Origin of the sequence: Halalkalibacillus halophilus DSM 18494 (genome assembly GCF_000423105.1) — a bacterium.
GTDB lineage: Bacteria > Bacillota > Bacilli > Bacillales > Alkalibacillaceae > Halalkalibacillus > Halalkalibacillus halophilus.
Map to the genome: position 1 here is coordinate 202118 of NZ_AUHI01000004.1, position 21030 is coordinate 223147.

21 protein-coding genes and 1 other annotated feature are annotated in these 21030 nt (G+C 35.8%); all 21 genes read left to right on the forward strand.

All coding sequences use genetic code 11. The features are described 5' to 3' along the window. Positions 1-12 precede the first annotated feature (12 nt). A complete protein-coding gene (gene mraY / locus G532_RS0101040; RefSeq protein ID WP_027963104.1) occupies positions 13-996 on the forward strand; it encodes a phospho-N-acetylmuramoyl-pentapeptide-transferase in 984 nt (327 codons plus the stop codon). Then, complete coding sequence (murD, locus tag G532_RS0101045) at positions 996-2342, forward strand: UDP-N-acetylmuramoyl-L-alanine--D-glutamate ligase (RefSeq protein ID WP_027963105.1); 1347 nt, start codon at positions 996-998, stop codon at positions 2340-2342. Before mraY ends, murD begins: the two co-directional genes overlap by 1 nt. A 56-nt stretch (positions 2343-2398) precedes the next feature. Beyond that, entirely contained in the window at positions 2399-3505 is a 1107-nt protein-coding gene (spoVE, locus tag G532_RS0101050; RefSeq protein ID WP_027963106.1) for a stage V sporulation protein E, read from the forward strand. Positions 3506-3724: 219 nt separating this feature from the next. Next, positions 3725-4528, forward strand: a complete 804-nt coding sequence (locus G532_RS0101055; protein WP_027963107.1) for a cell division protein FtsQ/DivIB — start codon at positions 3725-3727, stop codon at positions 4526-4528. Between the two features lie 141 nt (positions 4529-4669). Further along, the gene (gene ftsA / locus G532_RS0101060; protein ID WP_027963108.1) at positions 4670-5989 is read left to right on the forward strand and encodes a cell division protein FtsA; all 1320 of its coding nucleotides are present in this window, start codon (positions 4670-4672) and stop codon (positions 5987-5989) included. Between the two features lie 60 nt (positions 5990-6049). Beyond that, complete coding sequence (gene ftsZ / locus G532_RS0101065) at positions 6050-7177, forward strand: cell division protein FtsZ (protein ID WP_027963109.1); 1128 nt, start codon at positions 6050-6052, stop codon at positions 7175-7177. A 133-nt stretch (positions 7178-7310) separates the two neighbouring features. Beyond that, the gene (gene spoIIGA / locus G532_RS0101070) at positions 7311-8228 is read left to right on the forward strand and encodes a sigma-E processing peptidase SpoIIGA (protein WP_027963110.1); all 918 of its coding nucleotides are present in this window, start codon (positions 7311-7313) and stop codon (positions 8226-8228) included. Continuing rightward, positions 8225-8944 carry an RNA polymerase sporulation sigma factor SigE gene (gene sigE / locus G532_RS0101075; protein ID WP_027963111.1) on the forward strand — a complete coding sequence of 240 codons (720 nt, stop codon included), beginning with the start codon at positions 8225-8227 and terminating at the stop codon, positions 8942-8944. The genes spoIIGA and sigE overlap by 4 nt, the downstream gene beginning before the upstream one ends. Before the next feature lie 96 nt (positions 8945-9040). Then, on the forward strand, positions 9041-9823 hold the full coding sequence (sigG, locus tag G532_RS0101080) for an RNA polymerase sporulation sigma factor SigG (RefSeq protein WP_027963112.1): 783 nt from the start codon (positions 9041-9043) through the stop codon (positions 9821-9823). 78 nt (positions 9824-9901) lie between these two features. Continuing rightward, positions 9902-10132 (forward strand): YlmC/YmxH family sporulation protein, encoded by a 231-nt coding sequence (locus G532_RS0101085; RefSeq protein ID WP_027963113.1) that lies wholly within the window; start codon positions 9902-9904, stop codon positions 10130-10132. Positions 10133-10274: 142 nt separating this feature from the next. After that, positions 10275-11072 (forward strand): peptidoglycan editing factor PgeF, encoded by a 798-nt coding sequence (pgeF, locus tag G532_RS0101090; protein WP_051189006.1) that lies wholly within the window; start codon positions 10275-10277, stop codon positions 11070-11072. 60 nt (positions 11073-11132) lie between these two features. Further along, positions 11133-11819 (forward strand): YggS family pyridoxal phosphate-dependent enzyme, encoded by a 687-nt coding sequence (locus tag G532_RS0101095; RefSeq protein WP_035512344.1) that lies wholly within the window; start codon positions 11133-11135, stop codon positions 11817-11819. 11 nt (positions 11820-11830) lie between these two features. Beyond that, positions 11831-12265 carry a cell division protein SepF gene (locus G532_RS0101100; protein ID WP_027963116.1) on the forward strand — a complete coding sequence of 145 codons (435 nt, stop codon included), beginning with the start codon at positions 11831-11833 and terminating at the stop codon, positions 12263-12265. 6 nt (positions 12266-12271) lie between these two features. Next, positions 12272-12538 carry a YggT family protein gene (locus G532_RS0101105; protein ID WP_035512345.1) on the forward strand — a complete coding sequence of 89 codons (267 nt, stop codon included), beginning with the start codon at positions 12272-12274 and terminating at the stop codon, positions 12536-12538. 42 nt (positions 12539-12580) lie between these two features. Next, positions 12581-13354 (forward strand): YlmH family RNA-binding protein, encoded by a 774-nt coding sequence (locus G532_RS0101110; protein ID WP_027963118.1) that lies wholly within the window; start codon positions 12581-12583, stop codon positions 13352-13354. Between the two features lie 85 nt (positions 13355-13439). Continuing rightward, positions 13440-13964 carry a DivIVA domain-containing protein gene (locus G532_RS0101115; protein WP_027963119.1) on the forward strand — a complete coding sequence of 175 codons (525 nt, stop codon included), beginning with the start codon at positions 13440-13442 and terminating at the stop codon, positions 13962-13964. 54 nt (positions 13965-14018) lie between these two features. Beyond that, positions 14019-14232: a binding site (T-box leader), on the forward strand. A 98-nt stretch (positions 14233-14330) separates the two neighbouring features. Continuing rightward, on the forward strand, positions 14331-17072 hold the full coding sequence (ileS, locus tag G532_RS0101120; RefSeq protein ID WP_027963120.1) for an isoleucine--tRNA ligase: 2742 nt from the start codon (positions 14331-14333) through the stop codon (positions 17070-17072). Between the two features lie 342 nt (positions 17073-17414). Continuing rightward, positions 17415-17903, forward strand: a complete 489-nt coding sequence (gene lspA, locus G532_RS0101125; RefSeq protein WP_027963121.1) for a signal peptidase II — start codon at positions 17415-17417, stop codon at positions 17901-17903. Continuing rightward, positions 17881-18795 carry an RluA family pseudouridine synthase gene (locus G532_RS0101130; protein WP_027963122.1) on the forward strand — a complete coding sequence of 305 codons (915 nt, stop codon included), beginning with the start codon at positions 17881-17883 and terminating at the stop codon, positions 18793-18795. The genes lspA and G532_RS0101130 overlap by 23 nt, the downstream gene beginning before the upstream one ends. Before the next feature lie 186 nt (positions 18796-18981). Next, on the forward strand, positions 18982-19521 hold the full coding sequence (gene pyrR, locus G532_RS0101135) for a bifunctional pyr operon transcriptional regulator/uracil phosphoribosyltransferase PyrR (RefSeq protein ID WP_027963123.1): 540 nt from the start codon (positions 18982-18984) through the stop codon (positions 19519-19521). 167 nt (positions 19522-19688) lie between these two features. Next, positions 19689-21026 carry a uracil-xanthine permease family protein gene (locus G532_RS0101140; protein WP_027963124.1) on the forward strand — a complete coding sequence of 446 codons (1338 nt, stop codon included), beginning with the start codon at positions 19689-19691 and terminating at the stop codon, positions 21024-21026. Positions 21027-21030 lie beyond the last annotated feature (4 nt).

Below are 21030 nucleotides of genomic sequence, written 5' to 3' on the forward strand. Positions count from 1 at the left end.
GAAGAATTGATTTTGTCTTTATTAGCAATCCTATTAACAATAGCAATTGCATTTGCTATAACCTTAATTATCGCACCAATATCTATTCCGTTATTACAACGTCTGAAATTCGGTCAAAGCATAAGAAAAGAAGGTCCTGAATCTCACCAAGCAAAATCGGGTACGCCTACGATGGGCGGAGTAATGATTATAGTAGCAGTTATTATTACAACGATTGTTACTTTATTTGGTTATGGGATCGATTCATTTAACCGAGAAGCATTTGTTTTATTATTTGTACTGTTCGGATATGGCCTAATCGGCTTTTTAGACGACTTCATCAAAATTGTAAAAAAGAGAAATCTAGGTCTTACATCTAAACAAAAAATGCTTGGACAGTTAGTTATTGCTGTTATTGTTTATTTCATCTTACAAAGCCAAGGGTTTAATACTGCAGTAGGTATTCCTGGAACAAACCTCGATCTAGAATTTGGTTGGTTCTACGCGTTATTTATATTGGTAATGTTAGTTGGGGCTTCTAATGCGGTCAATTTAACTGATGGATTAGATGGTTTAGTTGCCGGTACTGCTTCTGTTGCGTTTGCTGCATTCGGTATTATTGGTACTACGTTAGAGTTACCTACATCTGTTTTAGTATTTACCTTTGCAGTCGTTGGTGCTTTACTTGGCTTTTTAGTATTTAATAAGAATCCAGCACGAATATTCATGGGCGACACCGGATCACTAGCGTTAGGAGCTGCTTTAGCTACCATAGCTATTCTAATGAAATTAGAAATATTATTAGTAATTATCGGTGGAGTTTTCGTTATTGAGACATTATCAGTAATGATTCAAGTGATTTCTTATAAAACGACAGGAAAAAGAGTATTTAAGATGAGCCCACTTCATCACCATTATGAACTAATTGGATGGTCAGAATGGCGAGTAGTTATTACTTTTTGGTTAGTTGGTATAATTTGTGCGGGCCTAGGTATTTATATTGAGGTGTGGATGTAGTGAAAACATTAACAAATTTCCCATATAAGCATTCGTTAGTGCTAGGTTTAGCTAAAAGTGGAGAAAGCGCAGCAAATTTATTAAATGATAGTAACCTTTCATTTTTAATTAATGATCAGACTCCATTAGAAGAAAATGAAATCGCTCAGCATTTTAGCGAAAAGGGAATTGATGTTGTTACTGGGTCTCATCCATTATCAGTTCTAGATGGTGTAGACTTAGTAATTAAAAATCCAGGGATCCCTTATGACAATGTAATTATAGAAGAAGCAATGAAAAGGGATATTCCTATAATTACTGAAATTGAGTTGGCCTCTTACCTTATCGAAGGGCCGGTTATTGCTATTACCGGTACAAACGGTAAAACTACTACTACGAAACTTATTTTTGAATTATTAAAAGAAGCAGGACAGGCTCCAATTATTGCAGGAAACATCGGGGAAGTTGCTTCTACAGTGTGTCGTAAACAAAAACCGGGACAACCAGTTGTGATGGAATTATCTTCTTTCCAATTAAAATCGATTAGTCGATTAAAACCGGCCATCTCAATTGTTTTAAATATCACAGAAGCTCATTTAGATTATCATAAGACGAAATCTGATTACGTTGAGTCAAAATATAAAATCGTACAAAATCAACAGGCAGGAGATCTATTAATCTACAATAACGAGGATGCTACCGTGCGTTCGATTCCTGTAAATGAAACGGTAACTCAACTTCCTTTTTCGACTATAAATGAGTTGGAAAATGGAGCCTATTGTAAAGATGATAAAGTGTATTACAAACAAGAGTTGTTGATCAACCGTAGTGAAATAGCTTTGCCAGGTGATCATAATTTGGAAAATATACTGGCTAGTATAGGAGCTGCCAAACAATTAAATGTGGAAAACCGAGTAATAAAAAAAGTTCTAAAAACTTTTTATGGGGTGGAACATCGTTTACAGTTTGTTTGTGAAAAGCATGGAAGAAAGTTTTATAATGATTCAAAGGCAACCAATATCTTAGCGACTTCTAAAGCAATTGCGTCTTTTAATGAATCAACAATCTTAATTGCAGGTGGATTAGATCGTGGGAACGATTTCGATGATTTATTTAAAAACGCTGAACATTTAAAAGCATTAGTAGTCTATGGTGAATCGGCCCCTAAACTTATTGAGGCAGCAAAGCGAGCTAACTTTACAAATGTCTCCTCATTTACAAATTTACAAGAAGCAACGGAGCGCGCATATCAGATTAGTGCTTCTGAAGATATTATATTACTATCCCCGGCATGTGCGAGCTGGGATCAGTTTCCTACTTTTGAAGCACGAGGTGACATGTTTATTAACCTTGTGCATAAGCTCTAGTAGGGGCTTGTCTTACATAGCCCTAAACTTCCAATCGAAGTGAGGGGTCTTTTTTTATGGAAAATAATAAGTTTAGAATGGATTATATATTATTAACTGCAATTCTATCCCTTTTGTTTATTGGCCTTGTAATGGTTTATAGTGCTTCATCCATTTGGTCAGAGTATAAGTTTGCAGACGAAACATTTTACCTGAAGCGTCAAGCGATATTTCTAACTGTTGGAATAGTTGCATTATACGTTACTAGTAAGATTCCATATTATAAATGGCAAAAGCAAAGTATTTGGATTTATGTGCTATGCCTTATCATTTTAATTGCCGTATTAATTCCTGGAGTGGGTATGGTAAGAGGTGGTGCTAGAAGCTGGATCGGAGTTGGCGCCTTTAGTATACAGCCCAGTGAATTTATGAAAATTGGAATGATTATATTCCTTGCATCCTTTTTACCAAAAATTCAATCTGAACTACATATGTTTTATAAAGGCTTTGGAAGGGTACTTACTTTAATTGTTATCCCCTTCGCAATTATAATGCTGCAACCGGATTTAGGGACGGGTGTAGTTTTAGTTGGCACTGGTATGTTAATGCTATTTGTAGCTGGTGCAAAGTTAAGTCACTTTCTCTTTTTAGGTGCACTGGGTGTTTTAGGGTTTACATATTTAATTATTTCCGCACCTTATAGAATTAATAGAATCTATGCTTTCTTGAATCCTTGGGAAGATCCACTTGGTGATGGATTTCAAATTATACAGTCTTTGTATGCAATTGGGCCTGGGGGTTTGTTAGGGCTTGGTTATGGGAATAGTATGCAGAAATATTTCTATCTACCCGAACCACAAACTGATTTTATCTTTTCTATTATTGCTGAAGAATTAGGATTGATCGGCGGAGCTTTTATTCTCTTTTTATTCTTAGTAGTAGTATGGCGGGGGTTTATCATAAGCGTTCATTCTCCAGAACTATCAGCATCTTTATTGGCTTTAGGTATTACCGGCATGATCGCAATTCAAGTAATGATTAATATTAGCGTGGTAATCGGGTTGATTCCAGTAACGGGCATTACACTTCCCCTTATTAGTTATGGAGGGTCCTCCTTAACAATCACATTAGTTTCCTTAGGAATATTGTTAAATATTAGTCGTTATGCGAAAATAATAAAGTAAGTTAAGCTTTATCTGAAGATTAATTAAAGTTAAAAATTTATAGAAACAAAAATCAAATGATGCAAGATTCTTTATAACCTTGAAATTAGAACAAAATACCTTATTATTTCACGCTTTAAATATGATATAATGATGGAATAATCACATTTTTTCAATCAATAATTAAATTTTAGTTGATATAAGGATATGAAGTGCTTGTTATAAGGAGTAACGAAAGGAATGGCAGATGAAAAAATAGTTTCCATTGAAAACAGAATTCCCAAGTTAAAGCAAGCAAGAAAGAAGAAGAAAAATCGGCGCTTTTTTGTTTACTTAACAATTATTGTCCTTTTCATCATTGTTATTGTATATATGCAGTCTTCTCTTGCCCATATACAATCCGTACAAGTGGATGGGAATGAAGTTGTTTCCGAAGATCAAATAGTTGAATTAACGGAACTACAATTTGACGAATCTATTTTTGAAATCAGCACTAGTGACATAGAAGCAAAAGTCGAAGAACACCCTGAATTAGAAATGGTTAATGTAAGTAGACAATGGTATAATACGATTGCTATTGAAGTATCTGAATATAAACGAGTGGCTTACCAACAAGTTGATGAGGTATATTATCCAATACTTCAAAACGGAGAACGGTTGCAAAACGTTGAATTGAATCGACCCCGAAGTGATGCACCATTAATTCACGAATTCACTGAGGAGCAGCACTTAACTTCATTGGCGGAGCAATTATCTCTTTTACCTGAATCTGTCCATTACTTGATTTCTGAAGTTTACTGGACACCAGATGAGGTAAACTCTGATCGTATAAGGATCTATACAATTGATGGTCAAGAAGTTGTTGCAACAATCCATAATTTTGCATCAAAAATGGAAGTGTATCCTTCCATTGTGTCTCAGCTTGATACCTCTCAAGATGGAGTTATTTACATTGATGTAGGTGCATACTTCGTCCCTTTTGAAAATGGGGAAGAAGTTGAAAATGAAGCAACCGAGCTAGAACTCGAAGAAGATTCTGAATAAAATTTGTAGAAATTTGGAGAAATATTAGCTAAAAAGCAGGTATTTACCTTCATCGTATGGAAGTAATTAAAGAATGATAACAAACTATTAATCTTATAATAAATATAGTAAATGAATTACAGCTCTTGCGGAGGTGCAAAAATGAACCGAAGTGAAATTCTAGTAAGTTTAGACATCGGAACATCTAAAGTAAAAGTAATTATCGGAGAAGTTTCAAATGACACCTTAAATGTTATTGGTGTTGGTAGTGCAGAATCGAAAGGTATGAAAAAAGGAGCCATCGTTGATATTGATCAAACAGTGCATGCGATTCAAAGTGCAATTGATCAGGCGGAGCGAATGGTGGATACAGAGATTAAGCGCGTAATTGTAGGAATAAATGGAGACCATGTACAATTACAGAATTGTCATGGCGTGGTTGCCGTTTCAAGTGATACGAGAGAAATTGGTGATGAAGATATAAATCGAGTGATTGAGGCATCTCAAGTTATGTCTATCCCTCCTGAAAGAGAAATCGTAGATGTAATCCCTCAACAATTTATTGTTGATGGACAGGACGAAATATCTGATCCACGTGGGATGATTGGTGTTCGTTTAGAAATGCAAGGAACTTTAGTTACTTGTGGGAAAACGAATTTACATAACATCTTAAAGTGTGTAGAACGTGCCGGAATAGAAGTAGAGGACATTTGTCTTCAACCGTTAGCAGCGGGTGAAGTAGCTTTGTCAAAAGATGAGAAGAATTTAGGCGTTGGTTTAGTGAATATAGGAGCTGGAAGCACAACGATTTCTGTATTTGCGGATGGCCATTTAGCATCCACTGCAGTTCTGCCACTTGGTGGGGATAATATCACAAAAGACCTTTCCATTGGATTAAAAACGACGACAGAAGAAGCAGAAAAAGTTAAATGTGATTTCGGACACACCTATTTAAACGCTGCTATTGAAGACCATACGTTTGAAGTTACAACGATCGGTACTAATGAAAAGCAAGTCTTTAACCAAGTACAACTTGCAGAAGTGATGGAAGCAAGATTAGATGAAATTTATCATTTTGCGCTTCAAGAGTTTAGGAAAATGGGTTATCCAGTCTTGCCAGGTGGGTATGTACTTACAGGTGGAGTTATGAACACTCCAGGTGCGAATGATCTTGCTAAAGAAGTTTTCCAATCGAATGTGCGGATTTCTGTTCCAACTCATATCGGTGTGAGAGAACCAAATTTTTCTGTTGGCTTAGGTATCTTGCAATTCGCATATCGAAATGCGAAAATACAAGGGAAAGCTTATACTGGTGGAGTTCAATCTCACCATGTGGGTCAAGCCACAAAAACGAAAACAAAAACGAAAAATGTAACGAAAGAACAAGAGCCTAAAAAAGAGAAAGAACAACGCAAAAAAAGAGAAAAACCAGAGAATGAAGAGAACTTCATGAAAAAAATACAAAATTATTTCTTTGATTAATTTCGCACGTTTCCTTCCAGAGGTGACTCGTAAAGGAATAAAGAATTAGGAGGAACGAATATGTTAGATTTTGAAGCAAATACAGATCAACTAGCAACAATTAAAGTAATTGGCTGTGGTGGCGGTGGTTCTAACGCCGTTAATCGTATGATCGAACATGGTGTGCAAGGCGTTGAATTTATTGCAGTAAATACTGATGCCCAAGCACTAAACTTATCCAAAGCAGATACGAAACTTCAAATAGGTGAAAAACTGACTCGAGGACTTGGAGCCGGTGCTAATCCTGAAGTAGGGAAAAAAGCTGCTGAGGAAAGTAAAGAAATAATCGAAGAAGCCTTACATGGCGCGGATATGGTGTTTGTAACTGCAGGAATGGGTGGAGGTACTGGTACTGGTGCAGCCCCTGTCATTGCCCAGGTTGCAAAAGATGTTGGTGCACTTACAGTAGGTGTAGTAACAAGACCATTCCTATTTGAAGGAAGAAAGCGTTCTACACAGGCAACATCAGGTGTGGATTCATTAAAAGAAAGTGTTGATACATTAATCGTTATACCAAACGATCGTTTACTAGAGCTTGTGGATAAAAATACCCCAATGTTAGAAGCATTCCGTGAAGCAGATAATGTTTTACGACAGGGTGTACAAGGTATTTCTGATTTAATCGCAGTTCCAGGTTTAATCAACGTGGACTTTGCTGACGTAAAAACAATAATGTCAGACAAGGGCTCTGCTCTAATGGGAATCGGTATTGCTACTGGAGAAAGTAGAGCGGCAGAAGCAGCTAAAAAAGCAATCTCTTCACCATTACTTGAAACATCAATCGATGGTGCTCATGGAGTACTTATGAATATTTCTGGTGGCCAAAACTTAAGTCTTTATGAAGTTCAAGAGGCAGCTGAAATTGTTACTTCGGCAGCTGATCAAGAAGTAAACGTAATTTTTGGTTCAGTAATTAATGAAAGTTTAAATGAAGAAATAGTCGTGACTGTTATTGCTACAGGGTTTGATGAGGCATCTAGTTCTCAAAGCAGCCCTCAACAACAAGCACAGCCACAACGCCCAATGACGAATAGCTCTGCTAGTCAGCCAAAACAACAAGAACAACCACAACAAGAAAAGCGTTCAAACTTTGAAGAAGACGCATTAGATATTCCAACATTTTTACGTAACAGAAATCGAAACCAATAATTTTAACAAGTAGAATCGGACAAATTTTCACAAAAATAGAAGTCTAAGAAGCCAAGAAACTGACATGTTTCTTAGGCTTCTTTTTTTATACTAAATATAAGCAAAAAATTAATTTTACAAAGGGATTTGTTACATGCATGTATATACAGATCTAGTGTGGTTACTAAATTTCCTATTTGATTGGATGATTTTACTTTTAGTTGGTTGGGCCCTAAGAGTTCCATTTTCTAAAAAGCGAATAGTGTTAGCAGCACTTTTTGCATCTATTTACGTGCCATTAAGCTTGTATGTATCTTTTGCATTTATTGAGTCATTTTTATTTAAGTTGGTATATTCTGTATTTATTATTTTAATCGCCTTTTCGTTTCATTCAGTCAAGCAATTATGTTTTCAGTACGTATGCTTTTATTTTATTAACTTTACTATTGGGGGAGGGATATTCGCACTATCTTTTCTATACTCTGATCATTTAATGTTTTTAACACATGATAATCGTTTTGGTAATCCTTTTAGCTGGGCAACTGTATTAATCCTTTTTCCTATGATCTATTTTCTTACTAAGTCCCATTTAAATAAGTTAACTATTCAGCAAACAAAAATGGATCAGGTCATTTTCGTTAGTTTATTTTATAAAGGAATCACAGCTAAAGTAAAAGGTTATATGGACACGGGAAATGAACTGAGGCATCCACTGAATAAACGGCCAGTGATTCTTATGAACCGAAAAACTTTTCAATTATGGTTTGGAGAGAAGTTAACAAATCAATTTGAACAAATTAAAGACTACCAAGATCTAAATTCGATAAGAGATCACAGCTTTCAAATCGTTCCTTTTCAACATGCTGGCGGTAGGGAAAACAAACTTACTGTTCTCTTACTGGACAAGGTTATTCTGCATCATACACATGACTTAGAAACTAAGAAGATTTATGTGGGCTTACATGATGGGAAGTTTTCTACAACTTCTAGCTATGATTGTCTGTTACATCCACATCTTATTCAATCCACAAAACTTTCTGTACAAGAATCAATAAAGGGGGAGAAGTCGTGAGTGTTATCTTAAATTGGGTTCAACGGATTCTTTACAAGATTAAAAATGTATTAGGTTTAAAACATGACGAAATTTATTATATTGGTGGGAGTGAAGCTTTACCTGCACCTCTGTCTAAGGATGATGAACGGGATGTGCTTGAACGAGTAGCAAAGGGAGATCAAGCTGCTAAATCAATCTTAATAGAACATAACTTGCGCCTAGTAGTATACATTGCCAAAAAATTTGAGAATACAGGAATTCATATTGAGGACCTTATTAGTATTGGTTCCATTGGGTTAATTAAAGCAGTAAATACATTCAACCCTGAAAAGAAAATCAAACTAGCTACTTACGCTTCTAGGTGTATCGAAAATGAAATTCTTATGTACTTAAGAAGGAATAACAAAAGAAAAACAGAGGTATCTTTTGATGAACCACTAAACGTAGATTGGGATGGAAACGAACTATTATTATCCGATGTATTGGGTACTGAAAATGATTTAATAACAAAAGGTATTGAAGAAAATGTAGATAAGAATCTGCTTCGTTCTGCATTAAGTTCGTTAAACGGAAGAGAGAAGCAAATTATGGAGATGCGTTTTGGATTGACTGGTGATGAAGAACACACTCAGAAGGATGTTGCTGACCTTTTAGGCATATCGCAATCATACATTTCTAGACTAGAAAAAAAGATAATTAAACGGTTAAAAAGAGAATTTAAGAAAATGGTATAAACCTTATAATATTATAAACTTCGTCAAATAATCGAATAAAAACTTCCACATTGGAGAAACTGAGATAGACATTAACTCCATGTGGGAGGGCCAAACATGACACGAAATAAAGTAGAAATATGCGGAGTAGATACATCAAAATTACCAGTCTTAAAAAATGAAGAAATGAAGCTGTTATTTAAACAATACCAGGCTGGCAATGACTTAGCACGTGAGGAACTTGTAAATGGGAATTTGCGATTAGTTTTAAGCGTAATAAAAAGATTTAATCATCGTGGAGAAAATGTTGATGATTTGTTTCAAGTAGGTTGTATCGGGTTAATGAAGTCAATTGATAATTTCGATTTGAGTCAAAATGTTAGATTTTCTACGTATGCAGTGCCAATGATCATTGGTGAAATAAGAAGGTACTTAAGAGATAATAACCCGATTAGAGTATCCAGATCTTTGAGGGACATCGCTTATAAAGCTTTGCAAGTAAGAGAAGAGCTAATGAGTAGGAAGTCAGTTGAACCAACAATGAAAGAGATCGCAAATGAAATGGAAGCTACTTATGAAGAAATAGTCTTTGCTTTAGATGCTATCCAGGATCCAGTTTCATTGTTTGAACCGATTTATAATGATGGATCTGATCCTATTTTTGTCATGGATCAAATAAAAGATGATAAAGAAAAAGACACTTCCTGGGTGAATGACTTAGCGATTCAAGAAGGTCTGAAATTGCTTAATGACCGAGAAAGATTAATTATTAATCAGCGTTTTTTTGAAGGGAAGACACAAATGGAAGTGGCAGATGAAATTGGAATTTCACAAGCTCAAGTCTCACGGCTGGAGAAGTCTGCAATGAAAGAAATGAATAAAAGTGTTTTAGATTCATAAAAGTTTGTTTTAATTTTATCACCTCTCTGTTCATTCAGAGGGGTGATTTTCATATAATGAAGATAAAGAGGTGATAATATGCTTCTATCTGAACTTCAAACAAAAGATCTTATCGAGGTTGAAAATGGTGAAAAAATAGGTTTTATAAGTGATTTAGAGATAGATGTCGCAGAAGGACTGATTATTGCTTTGGTTATATCCATTAAATCTAAATGGTTTGGTTTATTTGGTGAAGATGAGGAGAGGATTATATATTGGTCACAAATTAAAAAAATAGGCTCAGATGTTATTTTAGTTTCTTTGAAGTAAAGGTTAGAGTTAGTTACACAAAACAAGCTTTATTTTAGTAAAACTTTAAAAATTACAAATCAATATACTTTCTTTCTATTTATAGCAAAGAAAAATAGTTTAAATTATGATAAAATATGAGTAACGATAAGGAGTGAAGCGTGTGAACAATAATTGGAAGCTAACAGATACACATTTACACATGACACATTGGGATCAGTTTTCACTTCGAGCAGGTTTTTCTATAAGAAGTGGCGGCGTGAGTAAGCCACCTTTTGAAGAAATGAATGTAGGTATCCATGTTAATGATCGGACAGAAGATGTGCTAGAAAATAGAGAACGATTTGCGAATATTATTGGAAAGCCCCTTTCATCGTGGAGATGTATGAATCAAGTACATAGTACAACAGTTTTAAAAGTTCCTGAACTAGATGAAAGTGATCTCGACCATCAATCACCTCAAGTGAATGCCGATGGATTAATAACGAATAACCCTGAGGATGTGTTAATTACCTACTATGCAGATTGTGTGCCCCTTTACTTTATAGCTCCAAATAGTAAATGGATTGGGCTCGCTCATGCTGGTTGGAAAGGAACGGTTAATGGAATTGCAAAAGAGATGGTTTCAGCATTAACTAACGAAAATATTCCTATAGAGGAAATCCAAGTGGCAATTGGTCCTTGTATTTCAAAAAGTAATTATGAAGTTGATGACGTTGTTAAAGATCAAATTCCCACAAGATTTCATCAAAAGGTGATTACCAGTTTGACGAACAATAAGTATTTACTGGATTTGAAAGCACTAAATCAAGCTTATTTGATTGAAGCGGGAATTAGTGAAGATTATATTTACACAAATCCTTATTGTACTTATGAGGAAGAAAACTTATTTTTCTCTCACCGAAGGGATCAAGGGAAGACAGGTCGAATGCTAGCCTATTTAACCCTTAGTGGGGAATAATAAATGAAAAATACAAGTAATTAAAGTGTACAATTAACTATCAATCATAAATGTAGGTGGATATCGGTGGAAGTGGAAGCTAATTTAAAAGTATTGCAATCTAAAATAAATGAAGCCTGTGCAAAAGCGAATCGAAGTCCAAACGAAATCAAAGTTATTGCTGTAACCAAATATGTTTCTGTTGCTCGAGCTGTAGAAGCAATAGAAGCTGGAATTGAAGATATTGGTGAAAATCGATTAGAAGGCTTTTTAAATAAAAGAGAAGCAATCAATAAAAATGTTAACTGGCATTTTATTGGAACACTGCAGTCAAGAAAAGTAAAAGAGATCATAGAAAACATAGATTTAATCCATTCTCTCGATCGATTGTCGTTAGCAAAAGAAATTAATAAACGTACAGAAGAGATCCAACCTTGTCTTATACAGGTGAATACAAGTGAAGAGTCATCAAAACATGGCTTATCTATAAATGAAGTCATCGGATTTATAAAGGATCTTGAACCTTATGAAAAAATCAGAGTAGACGGTCTTATGACAATGGCTCCATTTACAGATGATCGCGATGTAATTAGAGAGTGCTTTCAAAAGTTACATTCCTTAAGAGATGAAATTAAACAACTCAATCTACCACATGCTCCTTGTCATTTTTTATCTATGGGGATGAGTAACGACTATGATATAGCTATCGAAGAAGGGGCAACTCATATTAGAGTTGGTACAAGCTTGGTAGGAAATGAAAATGACTAGAGGTGAATAGGATGAGCTTTAAGGACCGATTTAAATCTTTTTTTGAAATGGATGAGCCGAAAACGGAAGATCAAGAAGGTATAGAGGTCACTACTAATGATATGGTTTCTGCGAAATACAAGGAGAAAGATAATGTCGTTAGTCTAACAAGTATACAAAATGACACGAAGATGGTTTTATGCGAACCGAAAGAGTATGAAGAGGCACAAGACATAGCAGATCATATTAAGAAGAAAAAGTCCGTGGTCATCAATTTACAACAGTTGGATCATTATACAAGTAAACGAATTATAGACTTTTTAAGTGGTACAGTCTATGCATTAAACGGAAATATACAGAAGCTTGGTCAGCAAACGTTTTTAGCAACGCCAGAACATGTTAATATTTCAGGAAGCATTTCTGAATTGTTTGATGAAACTGAGCAACAATTTAATAAAGGCAGGTAATTTAATATGATCTCACAAATATTTTCACTTTTATTTCTAGCATTAAATATTTATTCATTCATGTTGATTGGTTATATTCTTATGTCTTGGTTTCCCGGAGCTCGTGATTCACAGATTGGGCAGATATTAACTAAATTATGTGAACCATATTTGGAACCGTTCAGAAAAATCATTCCACCATTAGGGATGATTGATATTTCACCAATAGTAGCAATTATTTCTCTACACCTTGCACAGTCTGGACTAATTGTACTAAGAAATATGCTTATTTAAGCATTAATTAGTTACTCATAATTGAGAAAGAAGAGGTCGATTATGGAAGTATATCAACACTTTAGAGTAGATGAACAACCATTTATTGATCAGGTGATTAGCTGGAAAGACGAAGTAGATATTCAGCATCAAAACATTTTAAGTGATTTTTTAGATCCGAGGGAACAACACATTCTTACAACTCTCGTTGGTAATGATGAAAATATGAGTCTTGTTTTCGATGGTGCATATGAAGAAGCGGAAAGAAAAAGGGCAAGATTAGTACCATATTATCAAAGCTGTGAAGAATCGGATTTCAACATTATCATCTTAGAAGGGACCTATCCTACTAAATTTGTTAATCTCTCTCATGGGGACCTGTTAGGAACTTTAATGTCCCTTGGCATACAGCGAAAGAAAGTTGGGGATTTAATTGTGAAAGATGGTACTTTTCAAATTATTTGTGACCAACATTTAGCTATGTATATCCAACTTCAGCTTACAAAAATAAAAAATACATCTGTAAAATTAATCGAAACTCCAAGGTCGCGATTGTTACAAACAGATTCAAAGTGGGTAGAGAAAGAAGGTACCGTTTCTTCAACTAGGCTAGATGTTTTGATGAAACAAATCTATAACTTATCTAGGCAAAAATCCCAAACATTAATTGAGAAGGAAATCGTAAAAGTAAACCACCGGATGGTAAAAGAGGCTTCTTTTAATCTGAAAGCTGGGGATCTTATTTCGGTAAGAAGTTTTGGTCGAGGAAAAGTTATTGAAATATTAGGTGAAACGAAAAAACAAAAACTTAAAATTAAAACTGCCAAATTGAAATAAATTTGACACTTTAAGAAGGAACTCAAGTGCTTTTGTCGAATATGTACGTAAACTGACAGTAAAAAGAATATAAGGGGGTCATAGAATGGGTTTAACTCCATTAGACATTCATAATAAAGAATTTTCAAGAGGTTTCAGAGGCTATGATGAAGATGAGGTTAATGAATTTTTAGACCAAATTATTAAAGACTTTGAGAAAGTAGTAAGAGAAAAGAAGTCACTAGAAGAAAAAATGAACCAATCAGAGGATAAGTTAAGTCATTTCAGTAATATAGAAGAAACACTTAACCGCTCGATTCTTGTAGCTCAAGAAACTGCTGATGAAGTGAAAAATAATGCGAATAAAGAAGCTAAGCTTATTGTAAAAGAGGCAGAAAAGAATGCAGACCGGATCGTAAATGATGCATTAGCTAAGTCTCGAAGCGTATCCATAGAAATTGAAGAGCTTAAAAAACAAGCGAAAGTATTCCGTACGCGTTTAAAAATGTTAGTAGAAGCCCAACTTGATATAATTGATAATGATGACTGGCAAGATTTATTTGAGATCGATACAGAAGAGGAACAAAACCATATTGACCACTCCTATAGTGGATCAAACAATAATTATTAATTGTAATTCTTGACTTCATAACAATTATTCATTATAATTTCAATGATTAAAATAAGAACGACTTTGATGGGAATAGTATTTTAAAGACCATGTTAGAAGCGAGTTAGGGATGGTGTGAGCCTAATAACATTCTTTAAAAGAAGATCATCCTGGAGTTTCCTTTCGAACTAATAGTAGATAAGGACGTTCATTCGCGTTAAGGATGTTAAAGTGGAGTGTTCTTTTTGCACTCAATTAGGGTGGTACCGCGAGTCTTCTCGTCCCTTTACCAGGGGATTAGAGAAGGCTTTTTTTAATTGGAATAAATATATTTTATAGTAGTGACATAAAGTCGAAAGTTAAATGTAAAAATAGGAGGAACAAAAAATGAGTTATAAGGATACACTTTTAATGCCTCAAACTGAATTTCCGATGCGTGGAAATTTACCAAATCGTGAACCTGAAATGCAAAATGAATGGGAAGAAATGAATATTTACCAAAGGGTTCAAGAGCGAACGAAGGACCGACCTCTATTTATATTGCATGACGGCCCTCCATATGCCAATGGAGATCTCCACATGGGTCATGCATTAAATAAAGTATTAAAGGACTTTATTGTTCGTTATAAATCGATGACAGGTTACCATGCGCCGTATGTTCCTGGGTGGGATACACACGGGTTACCAATTGAAGTAGCTTTAACAAAGAAGAAGAAAATTGACCGTAAAAAAATGAGTGCTGCTGAGTTTCGTGAGTTATGTAAAGAATATGCTTTACAACAAGTAGACAATCAACGTGTGCAATTTAAACAATTAGGTGTTCGAGGGGAATGGGATAATCCATACATCACTCTTGACCCAGCGTTTGAAGCACAGCAAATCAATGTATTTGGTGAAATGGCTAAACGTGGATATATTTATAAAGGCAAGAAGCCAGTTTACTGGTCACCATCTTCGGAGTCAGCATTGGCAGAAGCGGAAATTGAATATCAAGATAAAAGGTCGCCATCCATTTATGTGTCATTTGATGTTACAGATGGAAAAGGTGTATTGGACTCAGGTGATAAATTTGTTATATGGACGACTACACCTTGGACGATTCCAGCGAATCTAGCTATAGCACTTCACAGAGACTTAAGTTATGTACTAGTTGAGGAAAAAGGAAACCGCTATGTAATTGCTGAAGAGTTATTAGACGAAGTTTCTGAGAAGGCTGAATGGACGGAACCGACCGTTGTAAACACATTTAAAGGCGAAGAATTAGAGAGGGTTGTAACAAAACACCCTATTTACGACCGTGATTCCTTAGTGATTTTAGGAGATCATGTGACTACGGATGCTGGTACTGGTTGTGTTCACACCGCTCCAGGTCACGGGGAAGACGATTTCTGGATTGGTCGCCAATATGATTTAGACGTTTTATGCCCAGTAGATGAAAAAGGTGTATTTACATCAGAGGCTCCAGGGTTTGAAGGTCAATTTTATGATAAGGCTAATAAAGAAATTACAGATCAATTAAATGAAAATAATGCGCTATTGAAACTTGAGTTTATGACACACTCCTATCCTCATGACTGGCGTACGAAGAAGCCGACTATTTTCCGAGCGACTTCACAGTGGTTTGCATCGGTAAAAGACTTTCGTGAAGATTTACTTCAGGCTGTTAAAGATGTTAACTGGCACCCGGAGTGGGGTCAAACACGTATGCACAACATGGTGAAAGACAGAGAAGATTGGTGTATTTCACGTCAGCGTGTGTGGGGAGTACCAATTCCGGTATTTTACGCGGAAAATAATGAACCTATCATCACAGATGAGACAATCAGTCACGTGTCACAATTATTTAGGGAAAAAGGTTCTAATATTTGGTTTGAGAAAGAAGCTAAAGAATTATTACCAGAAGGTTTCACTCATCCTGGGAGTCCTAATGGAGAGTTCACTAAAGAAACGGATATCATGGATGTTTGGTTTGATTCAGGATCAACTCACCAAAGTGTATTAGAAGAGCGTGAAGATCATCAGCGTCCAGCTGACTTGTATCTCGAAGGGTCAGATCAGTATCGTGGTTGGTTTAACTCCTCTCTAACTACATCAGTAGCAGTGACGGGGAAAGCCCCTTATAAAGGAATCTTAAGTCATGGATTCACTTTAGATGGGGATGGAAGAAAAATGAGTAAATCATTAGGAAATGTTATGCTTCCTTCTAAGGTTATGAAACAATTAGGCGCTGATATATTGCGTTTATGGGTTTCAAGTGCAGATTATGCAGCAGACGTTCGTGTATCTGATGAGATTATGAAACAAGTAGCAGAAGTTTATCGTAAAATACGAAATACGATGCGGTTCATTTTAGGGAACTTGCATGATTTCGATCCGAGTACAGATTCTGTTGCTGTAGAAAATCTTGAAGAAGTAGATCGCTATATGTATATTCGCTTACAAGAAACAATTAATAAAGTGCGAAATGCGTATGATTCCTATGATTATTCGGTGATTTATCAAACTATAAATAACTTCTGTACAACGGATTTAAGCTCTTTCTATTTAGATTTTGCAAAAGATATTTTATATATCGAAGAAGCTGACTCTCCAAGAAGAAGAAGCATTCAAACCGTTTACTATGAAACATTAGTAAGCTTAACGAAATTACTATCTCCTATTCTGTCACATACTGCAGATGAACTTTGGAAGTTCATCCCAGGTACAGAAGCAGATAATGTTCAATTAACTGATATGCCAGAAGCAAAAGACGTTGCTGGTAAAACAGAATTAAAACAAAAATGGGAACGCTTATTAACAGTTCGAGAAGATGTGTTAAAAGCATTAGAAGAAGCTCGAGCAGATAAAGTAATTGGGAAATCTTTAGAAGCTAAGATCGTTATCGTTCCTAAAGATGAACAGACACTAGAAGTTTTGGAGTCCATCAATCATCTTGAACAATACTTTATTGTTTCTGAAGTTGAGTTAACGCAAAGCTTTGAAGCGGCAAAGTCATTTGATGCCGTATCAGTCGCTGTAGTGGAACACGACGGAGAACGTTGTCAACGTTGTTGGGTATCTTCACATACTGTAGGGGAAGATCAAACGTATCCAGATCTATGTACACGTTGTGCTGAGGTATTAAAATAAGTTAAATGGAATAAATGGCTGGGACAAATCAAAGTGCTAGCATGAAAATCCGAACTAAGCAGAAGAAAAGCGGATGAAATAGACGGAGACTCCTGCGGGAAATAGAGCTCAGGTGAGACCCCGGAATGCGCAGCATGAGGAGGCTCACCAGCTCCCCGCGGAAAGCGCAGTCTATTTCAGGAGCGAGTTAGTCGCACCACATTTCATTGTTCGGAATATTCATGACTACAGACACTTTTGTCCCAGCTTTTTTGTGTGTAATCAACCAATCTATTCGAGCTGGATGATTATAGCTGAGTTGTGGTAAAATGCAATAGTAGCGATTAGGACGGAGGATCGAAGTTGAAATATTATATTATAGCATTCATCATTATACTACTTGACCAACTTACAAAATGGATGGTTGTCGAGTGGATGGAGTTACGAGAACGCATTGAGATTGTCCCTAACTTTTTCCACCTAACTTCTCATAGAAATAGCGGAGCAGCTTGGGGAATGCTAGAAGACCAAATGCTTTTATTCTATGTGGTAACGGTAATTGTAGTTGGAGTCATTGTTTATTTGATGCAGTCATATAAAGAAGGTTTTCATTTATTAAAATTAGGTCTTGCTTTTATACTAGGTGGTGCAATAGGTAACTTTATTGATAGAGTTAGAATTCAAGAAGTCGTAGATTTTTTTGATTTCCAAATCATCAATTATAATTTCCCGATTTTTAATATTGCAGATATGGCTTTAACGGTAGGCGTAATTATTGTTATTATAATAATTCTTTTTGAAGAATGGATCACGAAAGGTAAGAGTGAAAATGACGGAACAACAAAAGATTAATGTAGATCACACAAATAAATTTCAAAGAATAGATAAAGTGTTAACGGAGACAATCCCAGATACGTCTAGAAGCCAAATTCAAGGTTGGATAAAAGACGGTTATGTGCTAGTAAATCAATTAAAAGTAAAATCTAATTATAAATTACAATTAAATGATGAAGTAACCTGGCAAGTTCCTGAGCCAGAGCCAATGAATTTGGAACCAGAAAACATTCCATTAGATATTAAATATGAAGATGAACACATTGTGGTCGTAAATAAAGCCAAAGGAATGGTTGTACACCCTGCAGTAGGAAATGAAACTGGAACCTTGGTTCATGCCTTACTTTATCATTGTGACGATCTATCTGGTATTAACGGTATAAATCGACCAGGTATTGTCCATCGAATTGATAAAGATACTAGTGGGCTATTGGTAGTTGCAAAACATGATAAAGCACATGAAGAGTTAACGAATATGATGGTAAATAAAGATGTAAGTAGAATTTACGAGGCGATCGTTCATGGAGTGATTTCTCACGAAAAAGGTACAATTGATGCACCAATCGGAAGAGATCCCAATGATCGACAAAAGATGGCTATAGTTGATGACGGTAAAGAGGCAGTTACGCATTTCACGGTAATTGATGCTATTCAGGATTATACACATGTCATGTGTGAACTGGAAACAGGAAGAACCCATCAAATTAGAGTACATTTTAAATATATTAATCACCCCTTAGTAGGTGATCCGAAATACGGGAGAAGAAAGACGCTTGATTCAAATGGACAAGCACTTCATGCACGACGACTTTCATTAAAGCACCCAGTAACTAAAGAATATATGACGTTTGAGGCAGAGCCACCGGAAATATTTTATCAAACGTTAGAAACCATTAAAAAAATGGGTTGACTTTACTTACAGAAGCGGTAAAATGAAAGTAATAACAAAATAGACCTTTAAGATTAGTCCAGAGAGGCTAACAAGGTAACGGACGAATATAAGAGTAGATTAGTTTGTAATCTAGCCTCTTTTGTTACCTTGTGTAGCAAAAGAGGCTTTTTATATGGACTTAAATGCGTTACTGGAGGCGATCAAATGCAAGAAAAAACAAAACTTTTAGATGAAGCAGCTATTTCGCGAGCAATTAAACGAATTGCACATGAAATAATCGAAAGAAATAAAGGAACTGAGGATTTGATCTTGATTGGAATTAAGACTAGAGGACTTCCGTTAGCAAAACGAATTCAACATGCGATCGAAAAAATAGAAGGAACTAAAGTTTTGACAGAAGCGTTAGATATTTCTTTGTATCGTGATGATCTAACTAATAGAGATGCCTCCGTTGAACCAACAGTCAAAAACCCTTCTATACAAGCGGATTTATTAGGTAAAAAAGTGATATTGGTAGATGATGTTTTATTCACAGGAAGAACCGTTCGTGCAGCAATGGATGCTCTTGTTGATCTAGGTAGACCCAATTATATTCAGTTAGCCGTATTGATCGATCGTGGTCACAGGGAATTACCGATCAGAGCGGATTACGTAGGGAAGAACATCCCAACAAGCTTGGATGAAAACATTAAAGTTCAACTAGAAGAAATTGACCAAAAAGAGCAAGTAAGTATATTTGAATAATACAGACCTTTAAAAATAGTCCCGAGAGGCTAGAAAGGTCGTAAAGATACGTACCTCATTGTCGTGAAGTACGTGTAACTCTTTGCGAGCTTTCGCAAAGAGTTTTTTTATGCATGAATTAGTTATACTTCAAAAAATAAGTTTTTATTGATGGAAGGATGAGTTAGATGACACAAGAAGAAAAAGTTTTAGATATACAAGAGGTCCCAAAATGGAATAAATGGCTTCTGTTAAGTTTACAGCATCTGTTTGCTATGTTTGGTGCTACAATATTGGTTCCATTTTTAACAGAGATGCCTCCGAATGTTGCTTTAGTAACGAGTGGATTAGGAACACTTGCCTATATTGTTATTACAAGAGGAAGAATTCCAGCTTATCTTGGTTCAAGCTTTGCATTTATTGCACCGATCATTGCAGCAAGTGTAGCGGATGGGTTGGCAGGCGCAATGGTAGGTGCCTTTTTTGCTGGGATTGTCTATGGACTTGTTGCATTAATCATTCAAGTCAGTGGTGTGAATTGGTTATTACGTTTACTTCCACCAGTCGTGGTTGGACCAGTAATTATGGTTATTGGGTTAGGTCTAGCTCCAACTGCAATTGATATGGCCATGAATGATTCCGAAGGGGCATATAACGGTACATACATAAGTATTGCGGCTGTAACATTAGCAATCACTATTATCGCATCGATTTTCTTTAAAGGGTTTTGGAATGTAATACCGATTTTATTAGGAATTGTTGGAGGTTATTTGACCGCACTGTTTTCAGGAATTGTTGATACTTCAGCTATTAAGGGAAATTGGAGTGAAATTACTTCTAGTGGATCAGTAAGTGAATTGCTTCAAGCGATTTTCGTGCAACCAGACTTCTTAATTCCATTTGTTCACTATCAACCATTGGATGTTTTAAGCTTCACAATTATAGCGATCATGGTTCCAGTTGCACTGGTGACAATCACAGAGCACATTGGAGATCAGATGGTACTTTCTAAAGTAACTGGACGAAACTTTATTAAAGACCCAGGGTTGAACCGTTCCTTATTCGGAGATGGTTTTGCAACAATAATTGCCTCCTCTTTAGGTGGCCCACCTAATACCACGTATGGAGAAAACATTGGTGTCTTGGCAATTACTAGAGTCTTCAGCGTATTTGTAATAGGTGGAGCAGCAGTATTAGCAATTTTCTTTGGATTTATAGATATCATCGCCCATGTCATTGAATCTATTCCAACTCCAGTTATGGGTGGCGTGTCCGTTCTCCTATTTGGAATTATTGCCTCGAGTGGTTTGAGAATGTTGATTGATAACCAAGTAGATTTAGGTAAGAAACGAAACCTGATCATCGCTTCCGTAATCTTGGTAATAGGTGTAGGAGGAGCGTTTATAGAAATTTCTGATGAAGTTCAAATCGCTGGTATGGCACTAGCGGCAATCATAGGAACCCTATTAAATATCATTTTGCCGGGCCAAGAAGAAGCACATGGAAACGGTAAAATGTTTGAATAAAACG

Excerpts from the sequence above, each read along its gene's own strand:
- ftsA (WP_027963108.1), top strand. The coding sequence starts at position 4,670 with ATGAACCGAAGTGAAATTCTAGTAAGTTTAGACATCGGAACATCTAAA.
- ileS (WP_027963120.1), top strand. The coding sequence starts at position 14,331 with ATGAGTTATAAGGATACACTTTTAATGCCTCAAACTGAATTTCCGATG.
- ftsZ (WP_027963109.1), top strand. The coding sequence starts at position 6,050 with ATGTTAGATTTTGAAGCAAATACAGATCAACTAGCAACAATTAAAGTA.
- G532_RS0101055 (WP_027963107.1), top strand. The coding sequence starts at position 3,725 with ATGGCAGATGAAAAAATAGTTTCCATTGAAAACAGAATTCCCAAGTTA.
- spoVE (WP_027963106.1), top strand. The coding sequence starts at position 2,399 with ATGGAAAATAATAAGTTTAGAATGGATTATATATTATTAACTGCAATT.
- pyrR (WP_027963123.1), top strand. The coding sequence starts at position 18,982 with ATGCAAGAAAAAACAAAACTTTTAGATGAAGCAGCTATTTCGCGAGCA.
- G532_RS0101140 (WP_027963124.1), top strand. The coding sequence starts at position 19,689 with ATGACACAAGAAGAAAAAGTTTTAGATATACAAGAGGTCCCAAAATGG.
- spoIIGA (WP_027963110.1), top strand. The coding sequence starts at position 7,311 with ATGCATGTATATACAGATCTAGTGTGGTTACTAAATTTCCTATTTGAT.
- G532_RS0101115 (WP_027963119.1), top strand. The coding sequence starts at position 13,440 with ATGGGTTTAACTCCATTAGACATTCATAATAAAGAATTTTCAAGAGGT.
- G532_RS0101130 (WP_027963122.1), top strand. The coding sequence starts at position 17,881 with ATGACGGAACAACAAAAGATTAATGTAGATCACACAAATAAATTTCAA.
- G532_RS0101100 (WP_027963116.1), top strand. The coding sequence starts at position 11,831 with ATGAGCTTTAAGGACCGATTTAAATCTTTTTTTGAAATGGATGAGCCG.
- sigG (WP_027963112.1), top strand. The coding sequence starts at position 9,041 with ATGACACGAAATAAAGTAGAAATATGCGGAGTAGATACATCAAAATTA.
- G532_RS0101110 (WP_027963118.1), top strand. The coding sequence starts at position 12,581 with ATGGAAGTATATCAACACTTTAGAGTAGATGAACAACCATTTATTGAT.
- G532_RS0101105 (WP_035512345.1), top strand. The coding sequence starts at position 12,272 with ATGATCTCACAAATATTTTCACTTTTATTTCTAGCATTAAATATTTAT.
- G532_RS0101085 (WP_027963113.1), top strand. The coding sequence starts at position 9,902 with ATGCTTCTATCTGAACTTCAAACAAAAGATCTTATCGAGGTTGAAAAT.